Here is a 16,293-nt window from a genome sequence, read left to right as displayed (position 1 = left end):
GGGCCGTCGCAAGGATGACCGAACCCGAACTCATCGACATCGCCCGCGAATCCATCCTCGTCATGCTGAAGGTGGCGGCGCCCACCCTGCTGACCGGCCTGGTGGTGGGCCTGGTAATCTCCATCTTCCAGACGCTGACCCAGATTCAGGAACAGACCCTGACCTTCGTGCCGAAAATGCTGTTGGTCTTCGCGTCGATGATCCTGTTCCTGCCGTTCATGCTGCACTCGCTGACCGAGTTCTGGAGAATGATCATGGACCGCGTCATCGCCGGCGGCGGTTGACGTGCTGACCGAACTGCTGCAGCTGGACATCTTCCGCTTCTTCCTGGTGTTCACCCGCATTGGCGCGGCGCTGATGCTGTTTCCCGGCCTGGGCGGCTCGCTGGTCTCGACCCGCATCCGCCTGCTGCTGGCGCTGTCGGTGGCCTTCGTCATGCTGCCGGTGGTGGGCGTCACCTTCCCGCGGGTGCCGGGTTCGGTGGGCGGCATGCTGCTCGCCATCTTCGGCGAGGCGGTGATCGGCATCTATCTCGGCACGGTGGTGATGGTGATCATGTCGACGCTGAACATGGCCGGTTCCATGATCGGCTATCAGACGGGTCTCACCAACGCCTTCTCGTTCGACCCCATCGCCCAGCAGCAGAGCCAGCTGCTGACCGGTTTCCTGTCCAATATCGGGCTGGTGGCGGTGTTCGCCACCGACCTGCATCATCTGATGTTCCAGGCGGTGTTCGAATCCTACGCCCTGTTTCCGCCGGGCCAGCCGCTGCAATTCGGCGATTACGCCGAGACGCTGGGCCATCTGGTCACCGAGACCTTCAAGGTCGGCACCCAGTTCGCCGCGCCCCTGGTGGTGTTCGGGCTGGTGTTCTACACTGGCCTCGGCCTGCTGTCGCGCCTCGTGCCCCAGTTGCAGGTGTTCTTCGTCGCCATGCCGGTGCAGGTGATGATCGGAATGTGGCTGTTCATGGTGGCGATGCCGCTGATCGTCACCTTGTTCCTGCGCTTCTTCGAATCCGGCCTGATGGCTTACGTCCAGCCGAGGTGAGAGCATGGCCGACGACGCCGAAGACAAAACAGAAGAGCCAACAGACCGAAAACTGAGCCAGGCCCGCGAGCAGGGCAACATTCCCACCTCCCAGGAGGTGAAGATCTGGGCCGGTCTGGTCGGCTCGCTGACCATCGTCGCCCTGTTCGCGCCCTATATGGCCCAGGACGTCCAGCGCCTGATGCTCCCCTTCATCGAGCATCCCCACGCCTTTCCCATGGAACAGCCCGACGTGGGGCAGTTGCTGGCCGAGGTGACGGTCAGCATGATCAAGATCCTGATCATGCCCATGATGCTGCTGATGGTCCTGGCCGTCGCCGCCGCCATGTCCCAGAGCGGGCTGATGTTCCTGCCCGACAAGCTGACCATGGACTTCACCAAGCTGAGCCCCATGAAGGGCATCACGCGTATTTTCTCCGGCCGCAATCTGGTCGAGTTCGTCAAATCCGTGTTCAAGGTCGGCGCCATCGGCTTCGTCATCTTCCTGGTGCTGAAATCGCATATGAGCGAATACGCCGGCCTGGCGGCGCTCGAGCTGATGGCGGTGATGGAATACCTGCGCCATCAGGTGCTGGCCATGATCATGATCGTGGTGCTGCTGGTCTTCGCCCTGGCCGCCGCCGACTGGTTCTATCAGCGCTGGTCGTTCAACCAGCAGATGAAGATGACCAAGCAGGAGATCAAGGACGAGCACAAGCAGACCGAAGGCGACCCCATGATCAAGGGCCGCCTGCGCGCGTTGCGCATGCAGCGCGCCCGCCAGCGCATGATGGCCGCGGTGCCCAAGGCCAGCGTGGTGGTCACCAACCCGACCCATTACGCCGTGGCGCTGCAATACGACCAGGATTCCATGGGGGCTCCCGTCCTGGTGGCCAAGGGCGTCGACCTGATCGCCAAGCGCATCCGCGACCTCGCCACCGAGAACGAGGTGCCCATCGTCGAGAATCCGCCGCTTGCCCGCGCCCTTTACGCCACCGTGGACTTAGACGAGGAAATCCCCCCGGAGCACTACAAGACGGTGGCGGAAATCATCGGCTACGTCATGAAGCTGAAGGGTGAAATTGCGCACTGAGTTCATTCCCTCCCCGCTGGTCCTCAGCCTGGCCGCCTCGGTGGCCGGGACCGCGCTGCTGGGAATCGCCGAGGCCGGCTGGCCTTCCATCGCCGCCGGCGTCCTGGTCTCGGCGGTGTCGGGGGGGGTGCTGCTGCGCCGGCGCCGCCGTCCGGCGGGCGACGCGTCCGTCCTGGCCGGGGCGCTGGACTCGGAAAGCCGCGCCGTGCTGGTGGCGGCCTCCGACGGGCGCGAGCTGTACCGCAATCAGGCGGCGCGCCGCCTGCTGGGAGGGGCCGCCGACCCCCTGGCCCCGCTCAAGGCGCGGGCCGCGGACGACGACCGCGCCCTGGCCGAGCTGGAGCGCCTGGACGCGGCGGCCGCGGTGGGCGCGCCCCGGCGCACCGAGGTCAGCGTGGTCTCGGCCGGCGGCGGGCGCGAGTGGTTCGCGCTGGAGGTCCGGCCGGCCGGCAGCGCTCAGGCGGTGGCCTGGACCATCGAGGACATCAGTCCGCGCCGCGCCATCGAGGAGACCCTGCGGCGCGAGAACGAACTTCTCTCCGACTTCGTCGACCTGCTGCCGGTGGGCTGCTATTCGGCGGATGCCGACGGCACGGTGCGCTACGTCAACCAGCGTCTGGCCGAATGGCTGGGCAAGAGCGGCGACGAGATCGTCGGCCATAATCTGGCCGAGGTGTTCGGCACCGTGCCCAATCCCGAGGAGGAGCGCGCCGAACTGCGCCTGCGCGGCCGGTCGGGCGAGGTCTTCCAGGCCCTGGTCGCCCATTCGGTGTTTGACGAGGGCGGCGAGATGTTCACCCGCTCGGTCGTGGTGCGCGATCTGGTGCCCGAGCAGCAATGGGAAAAGGCGCTGCGCGCCGCCGAGCGCCGCTTCCGCTGGCTGTTCGACGACGCGCCGGTGGGCATCGCCCTGGTGGACCTGGACGGGGCCATCGGCGCCTGCAATCTGGCGCTTCAGGCCATGCTGGGCATCGACCGCGACGACATGGTGGGCCGTCCGGTGATCGACGTCATCGCCGAGGATAATCGCGCCGCCGCCTCGGAACAGCTGGGCAAGGTCATCGCCGGCTCGACGCCCGGCACCCATCTGGAGGTGCGGCTGAAAGGGCGGCGCAACCTCATCGCCCAACTGTTCGTCAGCCCCAGCCACGAGGACGGCGACATCTCGGGTCTGGTCATCCACTTCATCGACGCCACCGAGCAGCGCAACCTGGAAATGCAGTTCGCCCAGAGCCAGAAGATGCAGGCCATGGGCCAGCTGGCCGGCGGCGTGGCCCACGACTTCAACAACCTGCTCACCGCCATGATCGGCTTTTGCGACCTGCTGCTGCAGCGTCACGGGGCGGGCGATCCCAGCTTCGCCGACATCATGCAGGTCAAGCAGAACGCCAACCGTGCCGCCTCGCTGGTGCGCCAGCTGCTGGCCTTCTCGCGCCGTCAGGCGCTGCAGCCGCGCCTGTTGAACGTCACCGACGCCCTGGCGGAACTCTCCAACCTGCTGCGCCGCCTGCTGGGCGAGACCATCGAACTGCGCATGACCCACGGCCGCGCGCTTGGCCTGGTGCGCGTCGATCCCGGCCAGTTCGATCAGGTCATCATCAACCTCGCCGTCAACGCCCGCGACGCCATGCCGGGCGGTGGGGCCCTCGCCATCCGCACCAACGCCGTCCACGTGGACCAGCCGGTCCAGCGCGGCCCCGAACTGATGCCGGCCGGCGATTACGTGCTGATCGAGGTGATCGACACCGGCACCGGCATCGGCAAGGAAAACCTGGCGCGCATTTTCGAGCCGTTCTTCTCCACCAAGGAGGTGGGGGCGGGCACCGGTCTGGGCCTGTCCACCGTCTACGGCATCGTGCGCCAGACCGACGGCTTCATCTTCGTGGAATCCGAGCCCGGCCAGGGCGCCACCTTCTCCATCTACCTGCCGCGCATCGACGCCGACCCGGCGGCCGAGACCCGGCGCCCCACCCAGCAGGCCGAAGCCTCCGGCGCCGACCTTACCGGCTCGGGCACCATCTTGCTGGTCGAGGACGAGGACGCCGTGCGGCTGTTCGGCGCCCGCGCGCTCCGCAACAAGGGCTACACGGTGATCGAGGCCCGCTCGGGCGAACAGGCCATGGAGGTCCTGAACGGCGGCGAGCCCATCGCCGTGCTGATTTCCGACGTGGTCATGCCCGGCATGGACGGCGTGACGCTGGCCCGCTTCGTGCGCATGGAGCGCCCGGCCATCAAGGTCATCCTCATCTCCGGCTATTCCGAGGACGTCGCCCGCGACGGCATCGACCCCGATGCCGGCATCCACTTCCTGCCCAAGCCCTTCTCGCTGAAACAGCTGGCCGGGGCGGTGAAGCAGGTGATGGAAGAGGGGTAGGAACCGTTCAGGGAACTCAATAAGAACAAACGCGAACAATTCCCCTTGCGTTCTCATCTCGTTCGTGTACCGTAATCCTCATTGCGGAACCGCCCGGTTCGGGATAGATGAAGGGGAACGGCCATGTCTCAGGCTGCGTTGCGTCTCGTGGACAAGGATACCATGGATAGACAGAAGGCTTTGGAAGCCGCCGTCAGCCAGATCGAGCGGGCGTTCGGCAAGGGCTCCATCATGAAGATGGGCCAGAAGGACCAGGTGGTCGAGACCGAGGTGATCTCCACCGGGTCGCTGGGCCTGGACGTGGCCCTTGGCATCGGCGGCCTGCCGCGCGGGCGCATCATCGAGGTCTACGGGCCGGAAAGCTCGGGCAAGACCACGCTGGCGCTGCACGTCATCGCCGAGGCCCAGAAAAAAGGCGGCACCTGCGCCTTCGTCGACGCCGAGCATGCGCTCGACCCCGTCTACGCCCGCAAGCTGGGCGTCAATCTGGACGAATTGCTGATCAGCCAGCCCGACGCCGGCGAGCAGGCGCTGGAAATCGCCGATACCCTGGTGCGTTCGGGCGCCATCGACGTCCTGGTGGTGGATTCGGTCGCCGCCCTGGTGCCGCGCGCCGAGCTGGAAGGCGAGATGGGCGACAACCACATGGGCCTGCATGCCCGCCTGATGAGCCAGGCGCTGCGCAAGCTGACCGGTTCGGTGTCCAAGTCCAAGACCATCGTCATCTTCATCAACCAGATCCGCATGAAGATCGGCGTGATGTTCGGCAACCCGGAAACCACCACCGGCGGCAACGCGCTGAAGTTCTACGCCTCGGTGCGCATGGAGATCCGCCGGGTCGGCGCCATCAAGGACCGCGACGAGGTGGTGGGCAACCAGACCCGCGTCAAGGTGGTGAAGAACAAGCTGGCCCCCCCGTTCAAGGTGGTGGATTTCGACATCATGTACGGCGAGGGCGTGTCCAAGATGGGCGAGCTCATCGATCTCGGCGTCAAGGCCAACGTGGTGGAGAAGTCGGGGGCGTGGTTCTCCTACAATTCCACCCGCATCGGCCAGGGCCGCGAGAACGCCAAGCAGTTCCTGCGCGACAACCCGGCCATGGCCGCCGAGATCGAAGGGGTCATCCGCCAGAATGCCGGTCTCATTTCCGAGGCCCTGGCCGGCGGTCCCGGCGATCTGGACGGCACCCCGGTCGAGGAATAATCCCAAGGGGCATCCGTCCGCCGCGATAGAAAGGGCCACCCGTCGAAAGGCGGGTGGCCTTTATCGTGACGGGTGGAAACGGCCCTAAATCTGCGCCAGTTTCCGTTGAAATAAAAAGAAACCGGAGGCTTGGAAGGCTGGGCCTCCGAATGGGTTCGGGCGATAGCCCGGCCGCGCAGCGGAGTTTTTCCGCAGCCTGTTAGAACAGCGACACCAGGCTGTCGATCTGGGTGGTGCTCATGGCCGCGACCTGGGTGGCGTTGAGCGCGGCGGCCTGCGTGCTGCTCAGCGACAGGATTTGGGTGGTGGACAGCGCCGCAACGTTGGCCGACGAGATGGACGCCGTCTGGGTGGCGGTCAGGCCGTCGATCTGGGTGGTGCTGAGACCGGCCACGCTGGTCGACGTCAGCACGGCCAATTGGGTCGTGGTCAGGGCACTCAGCTGGGCCGAGGTCACCACGCTCAATTGGGTCGAGGACAATCCGCCGATCGCGGTCGAGGTAAAGCTCCGAATCTGGGTGCTGGTCAGCGATGCGACCTGGGTGCTGGTCAGCCCTTGCAGCTGGCTGGTGTTGATCACCGCCATGACGGTCGCGGCCAAGCCCCTGACCTGGGTCGTGGAGAGGGCGGCAAGGGATACCGAATTAAGTCCGGCGACGGCGGCGGAGACCACCGAGCCGAGAACCGTGGCGGTAAGACTGCCCAGCTGAGTGGTGGATAGGGTGCCCAAATCCGTGGAATCCAGCCCCCGGGCCTGGGCCGCGCTGAGGGTCGCCACCTGCGTGGTGGTCAGTGCCGAGAACTGGGTGGTGTTGAGGCCGGCCATGCTGGTGGCGGTCAGGGCGGAAATCTGGGTGGTGGTCAGCGCCTGCGTCTCGGTGGAGGTCAGGCCGCCGATCTGGGTGGTGGTCAGGGTGGCGACCTGGGTGGCGCCGAAGCCGGTCAGCTGGGTGGTGCTGAGGCTGGATAGGGCTGTGGTGGACAGGGACTTCACCGACGTGGTGCTGATCCGTGCCAGCTGGGTGGTCGTCAGCCCGGTGAGCTGGGTGGTGGTCAGTCCGCCGACCGCCGAGGAACTGAGCGAGCCGATGCCCGTGGTGCTGAAGGCCCCGAGGGCGTTGGAGCTCAGGCCGGCGAGCTGGGCGGAGGACAAGGTGGTGATGCTGCCCAAGGACAGGCCGTTGATCTGTGTGGTGGACAGGCTTGCCAGGGTCGTGGTGGACAGTCCGCCGACCTGGGTAGCGCTCAGCGCGGCCGTCTGAGTGCTGCTCAACGCTGCGGACTGGGTCGTGCTCAGCGTTTCAAGAGTGGTGGTGGTCAGGGTCCGCAACTGGACGGTGGTCAGTCCGACCAGACCGGTGGTGGACAATCCCCCCACCATGGTCGTCGACAGGCCGGACAATTGCACGCCGATCAGTCCGCCCATTTGGGTGGAGGACAGCGTCGCCAGGTTGGTGGTGGACAACCCGTTGAATTGGGTGGCTGTCAGCGAGCCGAGCAAGGTCGGGGTCAATCCTCCCACCTGGGTAGTGGAAAGCCCTCCCAACTCGGTGGTGCTGAGCCCCCGAATGCTGCCGCCGCTGATCGCCGCCAGCTGGGTGGTGGCCAGGTTCCCCAACTGGGTGGTGGTCAAGGCGCCGATGCCGGTGGCGCTTAGCGCCGCAACGGCGGTGGTGGTCAGCCCGGCGACCTGAGTGGTCGACAGTGCCGCGACCTTGGTGGTGGCCAGTGTCCCCAGCACCGTCGCCCGCAGGTTGCCCAGCTGGGTGGTGGAAAGGCTGGCGATGCCGGTGGTGGTGAGCCCTCCCGCCTGGGTGGTCGTCAGGGCGGCCGCCTGGGTGCTGGTCAGCGCGCTCAGGGACGTGGTGTCCAGGGCCGCCACCTGGGTCGCGGTCAGCCGCGACGTCTGGGTGCTGGTCAAGGCGGCGAGCTGCGTGGAGGCGACGGTGTTCAGCTGAGTGGAGGAGAGCGCGGCCAGGCCGGTGACGGACAGCCCGGCCATCTGGGTGGTGGAAAATGTCGAAAGTGCCGTGGTGGTCAGCCCGGCCGCCTGGGTCGCGGTCAGGGCGACCAGCTGGAAGGCGCCGATTCCGGTGATCTGGGTGGTGGTGAGCGATGCCAGGTCGGTGGTGTTCAAGGCGGCAAACGAAGCGGCGGCCAGTCCGCCCACCTGTGTCGACGACAGGCCGCTCAACTGAGTGGTGCTGAGGGACGCGGCGACAGCCGTGGTTAGCCGGCCGAGCTGGGTGGTGGACAACTGGGCCAGATCGGTGGTGTCCAGAACCGCCATCTGAGGGGTGGTCAGCGCCCCGACCTGGGTGATGGTAAGGCTGCCGACCTGGGTGGTTGAAAGGGCGCCGACCACCGAAGTCGTTATGGCGCTCATCTGGCTTGCGGTCAGCGCCGCCAGCTGCGTGGTCAGCAGCGCCGCGATCTGGGTGCCGGCCAGTGCCGAGATGTCGGTGGCTTCCAGCCCGCTCACCTGGGTGGCGGTAAAGGAGGTCAGGTCGGTGGTGGTCAATCCGGCCAGACCCGACGACGACAGCGCCGCCACCTGCAGGACGCTGAGCGAGCGCAGCTGGGTGGTGGTCATCGCGTCAAGGGTGGTGGTGGACAGGCCGTTGACCTGTGTGGTGCTCAATCCGGCCACCTGGGTGGTGGACAGCGCCGCAATCTGGGTGGTGGTGAACGATCCCAACTGGGTAGCGGTAAAGCCCCGGGTCTGGGCGGTCGTCAGCCCCGCCATCTGAGAGGTCGTCAGGTTGGAGAGCTGGGTGGAGGTCATCCCCACCAGCACGCCCGAGGACAACCCGCCCAACTGGGTGGTGGACAGCGTCGCCAGGCTGGTGGTGGAGACCACGCCCAACTGCGAAGCGGTCAGACTGCTGAACTGGGTGGCGGTCAACCCGCTCAATTGCGTGGTGGACAGCGCGTCGACCTCGGTGGTGGTCAGGCCGCGCAGCTGGGTGACGCTCAGCCGGCTCAGCTGGGTCGTGGACACCGCCGCCAGTTGCGACGTGGAAAGGCCGGAGATCTGGGTCAGGGTCAGGCCGCCGATCTGGGTCACGGTCAGCGCGGCGATCTGGGTGGTCGAGGAACTGCCCAATTGCACCGTGCTCAGGCTGGCGATGCCGGCGGCGCTCAGGGCGGATATCTGGGTGGTGGACAAAAGCCCCACCTCGGTGGTGGTCAGGCCGGCCACCTGCGTCTGGGTCAGCCGCACCATTTGGGTCGCGGTAAGCGCCGCCAGCTGCGTCGTGGAGATGGACGCCAGTTGCGTGGTGGTCAGCAGCGCCAGCTGGCTGATGGGCAGGCCGGCGACCTGGGTGGTGGAAAGCACGCCGACCTGGGTGGTGCTGAGGGCGCGCAGCGCGGTGGCGGACAACTGGCCCAACTGGGCCGTGGACACCGCCGCCAGGGATGTGGTCGTCAATCCGCCTATCTGGGTGGCGGTCAGCATGCTGATCTGGGTGCAGGCCAGGCCGGCGACCTGGGTGGTGGAGACCGCCGCCAGTTGGGTGGTGGTCAGGCCGGTGACGTTGGTGGCGGTCAGCGCGGCCAGCTGGGTCGTCGCCAGGCTGGCCAGCTGGGTGGTGGAGATGACGCCCAGGTCGGTGCGTTCGAGCGCCGCCATCTGGGTGGTGCTCAGCGCCGCCACGTCGGTGGTCTCGATCCCCGCCACCTGGGTGGTGGTCAGCGCCGCCACCTGGGCGGCGGACAGCGCCGCAACCTGGGTCGAGGTGAGGTCGGCCACCACCGTCGTGCTGAGCGAACGGACCTGGGTGACGGTCAATCCGCCGATCTGGGTGGCGGTCAGGCTGTTGAGATGGGTGGTGTCGAACGCGGAAACATGGGTGGAGCTCAACCCGGCGACCTGGGTTCTCGTCAATCCGCCCAATTGGGTGGAGCTGAGCGCGTTCAGCTGGGTGGTGGAGATGCCCGATATGCCGGTGGTGGAGAAGCCCGCCACTTGGGTGGTGGTGAGATCGGCCAGCTGCGTCGTGTTCAGGCTGGAAATCTGCGTGGTGTTCAGCGCGCCCAGATGGGTGGCGGTGATGCCGGCCAACTGGGTGGTCGAGATGATGTTCAGGTTGGTGGAGCTCAGGCCGCGCGCCTGGGAGGCCGTCAGCGCCCCCAACTGGGTCGAGGCCAGGACAGCGACCTGGGTGGTGTTCAGCGCCCCCACCTCGGTGACGGTCAGGCCCCTGATCTGCAGGCTGGACAGCACCGCGACCTCGGCGGCGTCGAAGGCGTCCACCTGCGCCGCGCTCAGGATCGACAGCTGGGTGGGGGTGAAGCCCATCTGGCCGGGGGTCAGGGCATGAATCTGGGTGGTGGTCAGCGCCGCCGCCTGGGTGGTGCCCAACTGCCCGATCTGGGTGGAGGACAGCGCCTGGATGTTGGTGACGGTGAATGCCTGGACCTGGGTCGCGTTCAGAGCGGTCAGCGACGCCGACGACAGCGACTGCACCGCCGTCACCGTAAGGGCGGAGATTTGTGTGGCTGTCAGGAATGAGACAGGCGAGACCACGGAGCAGCACTTCCAGTTCAGGGAAAGCCGTAACCTTCACCGAATAACAGACGTGGTCATAACGTCGGGTTAACGCTTGGCGGGAATCCGTGGCGGCAGAACAGGCCCGCGCCGCCTTGCGACGGCCCGGCGGGTCCGGGGATTCCGTCAGGTTTCTCTATTTGGAAAGGGGCGGCGTCGGGGGAAGGGGCGGCTTTTGCTCTCCGGCGGTTCGGTCTTTCTTTTCCGCCTCCTCGGCCGCCTTTTTCTTGGCCGCTTCGGATTGTTGCTGTTCGGCCGCAGCCGCCTTGCCCACGGCATCGCTGGTCGATTGTACGGCGTTCTCGGTGATCGTCCGGCTGACGTTGCCCATTGGAGTTTGGGACATGGCGGGATAGGCGCTCAGAACCAGGAACATCGCAAGCAGGTACCGCATTTCGAGCCTCCAACACGGGGAAAGGCGCCATTCAACTCTGCCACATCCAGGCTGTCGGGCGCATGCTTTTTGGCCAGGCGACAAGTCCCGAACCGGGAAGCGGTCTGCCGCCGCGCAAGCCTGACTCCACGAGATACCTTTATCGGACGGGAGAAATCCGGGGTGGAGCAATATTCGGTCCCATGCCCAACAGCTCCTACAGCAACAGCCATCGGCCCGCTTTTCCGCGAGTACGGATCGAGGGTGACGTGATCTGATCTGCCCCAGGTCAGAAAGGCCGGGACTGAGCCGCCGCAAAGGAGGGAATGCGGCAATCGGACGGCACCCCATCGGTAATGGTGTTGCATCTGTTCGCAGAGCACCATCCTTGTGCAATCTCTTTTTTAGCGACGGTGAAGCAGAAACTTAATCGCCATTCCTGGTGTCCATTTCGTCTGCCGTCGGCGGTCGGGTCCAACCGTCTCATCGCGTTCCTGATGCCCAAGCATCCCTTCCGCTGTTTTCCAAAGCCCTATGTCGAGGACCGCATCAGCAGTCCTCAGAGTTATTTATCACGGACGATCAGTCGCGTGTCCCGGACCAGATTTGGCCGTTTTGAGGTTGTTGGTATCGGTGCGTTCCAAGATCGACAGCAACCAGTGGCACTGTTTCTCCGTCATGGTGTTCGTGAACGCCAGCCGGTCGAACATCGACATCAGAAAGTCACGCTCGACCGGGGTGAGCATGTTTGCACGCTTTTCCAGGCGATGCTGGATGCGTTTACGAGTTCCAGTGCAATCTGACGCCAGAATGGCAATGGTGTTCGCTGTTTTTCTTGGTTTATTGTTCATAACTGCCATTGTCTCAAATCAGCGTTCGATCTGGCAATTTCTTTTTTTACTTCGGCATATTAACTATTCGACGCGATTACTTTATAATGTCCGCAGTTATCGTGGAGAATCACCATGAAGCGGGTCGCCCTATATGCTCGGGTTTCGACGGATTTCCAGACCGTGGAGAACCAGCTTCAAGAACTTCATCGGATTGCGAATCGGATGGAGTGGGAGGTCGTGGCCGAGTTCACCGATCAAGGAATAAGTGGCAGCAAGGGTCGTGATCAGCGGCCTGGATTTGACCGGCTTCTGAAGGGGGTGGCCCGTCACGAGTTCGATCTGGTGGCCGCGTGGGCGGTGGACAGGCTGGGTCGATCCCTGCGGGATTTGGTGCTGTTCATGGACGACCTTCGCGAACAGCGGGTTGATTTGTTCCTGGCCCAACAGGGTCTGGACACATCGACCGCCAGCGGCAAAGCGATGTTTGGGATGCTGTCGGTCTTCAGTGATTTTGAACGCAGTCTGATCACTGCCCGCGTCAAAAGTGGCCTTCAACGGGTCAGGAGTTCTGGTGTTCGGTTGGGTCGCCCACCCACTGATCCGGCCAAGATCGAAAAGGCCAAGGGTTTGCTCGCGGCGGGAACCAGTCTGAGGCAAACCGCCAAACTGGCAAAAATCAGCCCGGCCATGGCTGCTAAGATCAAGGCCCAGATGGGAGAAGTGGCTGCCGTACCGGCTGATTCGGCAGCCAAAATCCCGTCCGTTTAACGTGAGAAAACCTCAGCGTCTGCCTATGGATTCCGCGTGGTCGGAGTTTTCGCCATACACATCCCAGATGAAGTCATCCCAAACCCTGGCTGGAGAGCCAGCATTTGCCGCCAAGGCATAGCCCTGGAGCAGAGCCAATAGCGTGGCAACTTCCTTGTCATCCAGGGACTCAACAGCAGACAGCGTGTTGCTCCCGAGTTCGACAAGTTCATCGCCAATATCTTTGGATTTACGAGTGATGTAGCTAGAAATTTCCCAACATAAACTAGACTTGTCTAGTTCGCTTGATGTGATGTCGATGGCATCAAGAGATTCCTTGATAACGCAGAAGTGTTCCCCTCTGATGTCTGGTATGCTTAGCATTCTGATACTCCATTAAAGTTACGTTCTGTCTATTTTGGTAATTCGCAGACAAGCACGGTCGATATCCAAATTAATTCATTTGAAATTCCGTCCTGCATATCTGTACGTTAATTGTGCTTAACGTCGTTAGTTCGTGTCTTGTGTCACTTGCATTTATGGTTCGTCAATTTTTCTCCTCAAACTCGCGGTTGATGTGGAGATGATGTGACGCAAGAGAGCAGACGGCAATTTATTTTTATACTTTGTGATATAAGTATTTGTCGCCGTCTTCTGCGTGATTACTTCAATGTATCATTGGGGTTGTATTCATGGGGATGCCTTGGGGGAGCCGAAAAGCTGGCCCAAGCCAACCGGTTTATGGCCGCCAAGATCAAGGCTCAGGTGGCGAAATAGGGGTATGCTCGGGGGATGATCACCATCCAGACCAGGATGCCCACGATGCAGACATCCAACCCGTCCCCGCTCGGCTCCACCAAAAAGCACCAACACATTGATTCTGTTGGTAATTTTCAACAGGCCGGTGAGAAATCATCGGCCTGTTACGATTCCACGCTACATAACGAGCCATCACAGCCACCCGGAAAGCCGCACAAATCCTCGGTTTTTCGAGGAAATGACTGTCACATAACGGCGTCACATAATGGCTCCACCAAACCACGTCGTCGCCGTCTGACCGGCCTATGGCTTCGGGGTTCGGTGTGGCAGTACCGGGTGGCCGTTCCGACCGATCTCAGGCCCAAACTGGCCCGTTCAGACCTGAATAGGTCACTGGGCACCTCGAACTACTATGATGCGGTCAGGATGGCCCGGAAGGTGGCCTTTCAGGTCGAATGTCTGTTTGATCAGGTCCGATCTGGTGAACAGGTCCAGGTCGATTTCGGTGGTGGTGATCATGCTGAACCAGAGCAGGCATCGACCATCACCATGGATGTCGATGAGGTTGCTCGCCGCCTTTGTTGTATTGCAAAACGCACTACGCTGGCTCATATTGATGATCGGTCCACAGGAGTCTGATCATGGCCCCCACCGCCCATCGCAAAGATCATCCGCTGTCCATGCGACTGCCCGACACCGACATCGCCCTGATTGATCGGGCGGCGGGACTACGCGGTAGGTCGCGGACGGATTTTGTGCGTGAAGCAGCGGTGCGAGCGGCTGAAGAAGTCCTGATGGAGTCCGGCCTGATTCGCATGAGCCAGGAAGGGTTCGCCGAATTCATGGCCGTACTGTCGGCACCGGCCACCGTAGTGGCCCCCATGGTCGAGGTTCTGCGGCGACCTGCACCATGGGATCAGGGCAGCGGCCAGGGTTGATTGCTGCCATGGCGTTGTCAGCCCCCGAACCTTTAAACGCAGGCCACGACGTATCGCAATTTTCCTGCGGCAAGCCTGCTCTCGATCATTGGCTCAAAACCCGTGCCCTATCCAACCAAGAAAGAGGCTTCACCGTCGTCATGGTCGTCCATGATGCGGGCCGAGTGATTGGCTATTATGGGCTGGCACCCACGGCGGTGCTCCCGACCGCTATGCCCAGATCGATCAAGACCGGGCAACCACCGAACCCAGTGCCATGTCTGCTTTTGGGCCAACTGGCGACCGACCAGGGATGGGCCGGTCAGGGCATCGGTACCGGGCTACTGGCCCACGCCCTAACCCGCTGTGTTCAGGGGGCGAAGCTGATCGGCGGGAGGGCATTGATAGTGAACGCCATTGATCCCGATGCCGCATCGTTTTGGCGGCGACGTGGGTTTTTGCCGTCCAAGGATGATCAGTTGGTTCTATTTCGATCCATCGCTGATATCGCGGCATCGTTGGATGCCGGGGAGGTTCGGAAATAGCGATGCTCTACCCAATCGGGGGGGCTTCAGATTTTCGAAGTGGTAGCGATTGATGCGAAGTGCATCCAGACCCGCAGCCGAAGGCAAGGTGTCTGGTGAACGAGCATCCGTGTGGTGCCGAGCGTAGCGGAGGCACCCACGCCCACCCGATACGAGTTACCCCAGCATCACAGCACCGTGAATTGCCACACTCGATCTGATCCGATTGCCGCTGCGTTCTTTTCTGACGCTGATTTTCACCCTTCGGCGAAAGCTTGAATATCAGGCAGCTTCAGATGCTGAAGGTCCAGGTCATATCGGATCAGTGAGATGGCTTCGAACAAGGTAGATGCCTTGTATCCTCGGCCATAATTATCGGCGGTCTCTGCTCCTTCATCGCCCTTCCCGTCGCCTGCCCAGCCACCGAGGGCCAGCCCGATTTCACGATCAAGCCGGGCCTCCCGCAGGGCGTCCCTGAAATTGTGCCGAAATGAATGAAACGATGTGCGGGGGGCCTTTGCGGCAGTCTTGCCCAGAAAGCTGGCGAAGAACTTGGAAAATGTATCGCTGTAGTAGCCGGTTTTTGCCACGCTGAGGTCGGGGAACAGCTTCGAGTGCCGGGTCTTTTGGCGTTCGACAAAATAGTCGATGAATCCAATTTCAATGAGTTCCGGGTGGACCGGAACGACCCGTTCACCATTGTCGGTTTTGATCTTCTTGTCGTTGATTCCCGACTGCACGTCGGTGGTGACGATGAAGCAGTGAACCCCATCGATCACCTGCACATCCTCGACATTGAGTTGACAGATTTCATTCAATCTCATGCCCGAATACAGGGCGATCAGCGGCACCCAGAATCGTCCCCGTTTTGGGCGATCCTTTCCCGGTGAGGCGTAGCCAGCAGCATCATTGACGCATCCACGAAATAGGGGGGCATTGAAAATCTTCTGGAGTTGCCACAGTGCAAATGGAAGCCGCTTGTCCTTCTTCCTGACCACATCGACGACCTTCAAACCCTTGGCCGGATTCTTGTCCAGATATCCCTCGTTGGCTGCCCAGTTGAGCAAGGACGAAAGCTTGTTGGTGTAGCCGTTGACGGTGGCGGAACTGATCATCGGCAACCCTTCCTTGCGGGCCTTTTCGGCAGCTTCCCGCGACGAAAGCTTTGGATATTTTTTGGTGGCATTGGCGGGCATGGACCGGAGTGTATCAAGGACATCACGGCAGACCTCACGGGTAACCTTACTGATTGGGGTGTTCTCTCCGATCAACTCGATCAGCAGGCCGTAGATCGACTCGTATGCAATCAGGGTTTTGCCCGAACGACGGACACGACCTGGGTCGGCCAGATAAAGACGATATACATCCTTGATCGTCTTTTCCGCAGGGGGCTGGACGCTTGGTTCGGGCTGAACGGTCGTTGCGATCATCCGGTCTGCGATGATCCGAGCAACCTCATCGACATCCATGGTGATGGTCGATGCCTGCTCTGGTTCAGCATGATCACCACCACCGAAATCGACCTGGACCTGTTCACCAGATCGGACCTGATCAAACAGACATTCGACCTGAAAGGCCACCTTCCGGGCCATCCTGACCGCATCATAGTAGTTCGAGGTGCCCAGTGACCTATTCAGGTCTGAACGGGCCAGTTTGGGCCTGAGATCGGTCGGAACGGCCACCCGGTACTGCCACACCGAACCCCGAAGCCATAGGCCGGTCAGACGGCGACGACGTGGTTTGGTGGAGCCATTATGTGACGCCGTTATGTGACAGTCATTTCCTCGAAAAACCGAGGATTTGTGCGGCTTTCCGGGTGGCTGTGATGGCTCGTTATGTAGCGTGGAATCGTAACAGGCCGATGATTTCTCACCGGCCTGTTGAAAATT

Annotated in this window: 14 protein-coding genes; 9 read left to right on the top strand and 5 right to left on the bottom strand. The window is 62.5% G+C overall.

Translation table 11 applies throughout. The features are described from left to right. The first annotated feature begins 14 nt into the window (after nt 1-14). From fliQ to recA, 5 genes are all read left to right on the top strand, one after another. Nucleotides 15-284, top strand: coding sequence for a flagellar biosynthesis protein FliQ (gene fliQ, locus XM1_RS00945; RefSeq protein WP_068428341.1), 270 nt, complete (start codon nt 15-17; stop codon nt 282-284). Between the two features lies 1 nt (nt 285). Continuing rightward, nucleotides 286-1,050 (top strand): flagellar biosynthetic protein FliR, encoded by a 765-nt coding sequence (fliR, locus tag XM1_RS00940; RefSeq protein WP_068428338.1) that lies wholly within the window; start codon nt 286-288, stop codon nt 1,048-1,050. A gap of 4 nt (nt 1,051-1,054) precedes the next feature. After that, a complete protein-coding gene (gene flhB / locus XM1_RS00935; RefSeq protein WP_068428335.1) occupies nt 1,055-2,122 on the top strand; it encodes a flagellar biosynthesis protein FlhB in 1,068 nt (355 codons plus the stop codon). Next, nucleotides 2,106-4,496 carry a PAS domain-containing sensor histidine kinase gene (locus tag XM1_RS00930; protein WP_068428334.1) on the top strand — a complete coding sequence of 797 codons (2,391 nt, stop codon included), beginning with the start codon at nt 2,106-2,108 and terminating at the stop codon, nt 4,494-4,496. Before flhB ends, XM1_RS00930 begins: the two co-directional genes overlap by 17 nt. A gap of 123 nt (nt 4,497-4,619) precedes the next feature. Beyond that, nucleotides 4,620-5,699, top strand: coding sequence for a recombinase RecA (gene recA / locus XM1_RS00925; RefSeq protein WP_068428333.1), 1,080 nt, complete (start codon nt 4,620-4,622; stop codon nt 5,697-5,699). A gap of 199 nt (nt 5,700-5,898) precedes the next feature. Here recA and XM1_RS24760 read toward each other — a convergent pair whose 3' ends face one another. The 3 genes from XM1_RS24760 to XM1_RS23790 form a co-directional block, all read right to left on the bottom strand. Continuing rightward, a complete protein-coding gene (locus tag XM1_RS24760; RefSeq protein ID WP_156428604.1) occupies nt 5,899-10,230 on the bottom strand; it encodes a hypothetical protein in 4,332 nt (1,443 codons plus the stop codon). 157 nt (nt 10,231-10,387) lie between these two features. Further along, complete coding sequence (locus XM1_RS00915) at nt 10,388-10,645, bottom strand: hypothetical protein (protein WP_068428329.1); 258 nt, start codon at nt 10,643-10,645, stop codon at nt 10,388-10,390. Between the two features lie 551 nt (nt 10,646-11,196). Next, nucleotides 11,197-11,484 carry a hypothetical protein gene (locus XM1_RS23790; RefSeq protein ID WP_156428603.1) on the bottom strand — a complete coding sequence of 96 codons (288 nt, stop codon included), beginning with the start codon at nt 11,482-11,484 and terminating at the stop codon, nt 11,197-11,199. A gap of 105 nt (nt 11,485-11,589) precedes the next feature. Between XM1_RS23790 and XM1_RS00910 the strand changes: the two genes are divergently transcribed. Continuing rightward, on the top strand, nt 11,590-12,225 hold the full coding sequence (locus tag XM1_RS00910) for a recombinase family protein (RefSeq protein WP_068428327.1): 636 nt from the start codon (nt 11,590-11,592) through the stop codon (nt 12,223-12,225). Between the two features lie 12 nt (nt 12,226-12,237). Here the strand turns inward: XM1_RS00910 and XM1_RS00905 are convergent, their stop codons facing one another. Continuing rightward, a complete protein-coding gene (locus XM1_RS00905) occupies nt 12,238-12,588 on the bottom strand; it encodes a hypothetical protein (protein WP_068428324.1) in 351 nt (116 codons plus the stop codon). A 408-nt stretch (nt 12,589-12,996) separates the two neighbouring features. Between XM1_RS00905 and XM1_RS23785 the strand changes: the two genes are divergently transcribed. The 3 genes from XM1_RS23785 to XM1_RS22955 are packed head-to-tail and all read left to right on the top strand — an operon-like array spanning nt 12,997 to nt 14,425. After that, a complete protein-coding gene (locus XM1_RS23785) occupies nt 12,997-13,602 on the top strand; it encodes a DUF6538 domain-containing protein (protein ID WP_156428602.1) in 606 nt (201 codons plus the stop codon). A gap of 2 nt (nt 13,603-13,604) precedes the next feature. Continuing rightward, nucleotides 13,605-13,901 carry a DUF1778 domain-containing protein gene (locus XM1_RS00895; RefSeq protein WP_068428319.1) on the top strand — a complete coding sequence of 99 codons (297 nt, stop codon included), beginning with the start codon at nt 13,605-13,607 and terminating at the stop codon, nt 13,899-13,901. An 8-nt stretch (nt 13,902-13,909) separates the two neighbouring features. Then, nucleotides 13,910-14,425 carry a GNAT family N-acetyltransferase gene (locus tag XM1_RS22955; protein WP_082700309.1) on the top strand — a complete coding sequence of 172 codons (516 nt, stop codon included), beginning with the start codon at nt 13,910-13,912 and terminating at the stop codon, nt 14,423-14,425. 236 nt (nt 14,426-14,661) lie between these two features. Here XM1_RS22955 and XM1_RS00890 read toward each other — a convergent pair whose 3' ends face one another. Then, nucleotides 14,662-16,128, bottom strand: coding sequence for a DUF6538 domain-containing protein (locus XM1_RS00890; protein WP_369816055.1), 1,467 nt, complete (start codon nt 16,126-16,128; stop codon nt 14,662-14,664). Between the last annotated feature and the right edge of the window lie 165 nt (nt 16,129-16,293).

Source organism: Magnetospirillum sp. XM-1 (assembly GCF_001511835.1).
In the GTDB taxonomy this organism is placed as follows: domain Bacteria; phylum Pseudomonadota; class Alphaproteobacteria; order Rhodospirillales; family Magnetospirillaceae; genus Phaeospirillum.
The sequence above is the reverse complement of the archived record's forward strand: the minus strand, read 5'-3'. Positions and strand labels throughout refer to the sequence as shown.

Coding starts and splice junctions, on each gene's coding strand:
- recA (WP_068428333.1), top strand. CDS start 4,620: ATGTCTCAGGCTGCGTTGCGTCTCGTGGACAAGGATACCATGGATAGA.
- XM1_RS00895 (WP_068428319.1), top strand. CDS start 13,605: ATGGCCCCCACCGCCCATCGCAAAGATCATCCGCTGTCCATGCGACTG.
- XM1_RS00905 (WP_068428324.1), bottom strand. CDS start 12,588: ATGCTAAGCATACCAGACATCAGAGGGGAACACTTCTGCGTTATCAAG.
- XM1_RS00915 (WP_068428329.1), bottom strand. CDS start 10,645: ATGCGGTACCTGCTTGCGATGTTCCTGGTTCTGAGCGCCTATCCCGCC.
- XM1_RS23790 (WP_156428603.1), bottom strand. CDS start 11,484: ATGGCAGTTATGAACAATAAACCAAGAAAAACAGCGAACACCATTGCC.
- XM1_RS23785 (WP_156428602.1), top strand. CDS start 12,997: ATGATCACCATCCAGACCAGGATGCCCACGATGCAGACATCCAACCCG.
- fliQ (WP_068428341.1), top strand. CDS start 15: ATGACCGAACCCGAACTCATCGACATCGCCCGCGAATCCATCCTCGTC.
- XM1_RS22955 (WP_082700309.1), top strand. CDS start 13,910: ATGGCGTTGTCAGCCCCCGAACCTTTAAACGCAGGCCACGACGTATCG.
- XM1_RS00910 (WP_068428327.1), top strand. CDS start 11,590: ATGAAGCGGGTCGCCCTATATGCTCGGGTTTCGACGGATTTCCAGACC.
- flhB (WP_068428335.1), top strand. CDS start 1,055: ATGGCCGACGACGCCGAAGACAAAACAGAAGAGCCAACAGACCGAAAA.